The sequence below is a fragment of the Neobacillus paridis genome (assembly GCF_016765675.1).
Taxonomy (GTDB): domain Bacteria; phylum Bacillota; class Bacilli; order Bacillales; family Cytobacillaceae; genus Neobacillus; species Neobacillus paridis.
In genome coordinates this window covers 1-528 of sequence record NZ_JAESWB010000238.1, presented here as the reverse complement: position 1 = coordinate 528, position 528 = coordinate 1, and the positions used below count along the sequence as shown (strand labels likewise).

Below are 528 nucleotides of genomic sequence, written 5' to 3'. Positions count from 1 at the left end.
GGGCGGCGTGCTGACAGGCATCAAGGCCTACGTGTCGGTGGCCAGCAGCCGCGTTGGCAGCGATGCCCAGGCTGCACCGTTGCTGGCTGAAGCCATGGCGCAGGCGGACAGCGCGCTCGATACCGTCCGGCGGGTGATTGCAGATCTGCGGCCAAGTGTTCTGGACCAGCTCGGTGTATGGGAAGCCATCGAGTGGCAGGCCAGTCAACTCGAAGTCCAGACCGGCGTGCATTGCCAGTGTGTCATCGAACCTGATCTGCCAGTCGTAGGGGCGGACGGCGGGGCGATGCTGTTCCGCATTGTCCAGGAAGCCCTGACCAACGTGGCCAGGCATGCCCACGCAACAGTGGTCAACATCACGGTTCGCCTGGATCAGGCGCACCTACTATTGGACATCGAGGACGACGGCGCAGGAATTTCCGCTGAACGACTGCTGGCGCACGAGTCGTGGGGCCTGCGCGGCATGCAGGAACGTGCGCTTTATCTCGGCGGAACACTGAGCATCGGAAAGGGAAGTCGGCAGGGAAC

General features: G+C 63.4%; 1 protein-coding gene. It reads left to right on the top strand.

Features of this window, described 5'->3' with window-relative positions:
- A partial coding sequence (locus tag JK635_RS28645; RefSeq protein ID WP_235888174.1) for an ATP-binding protein occupies window positions 1-528 on the top strand: 528 nt, incomplete at both ends.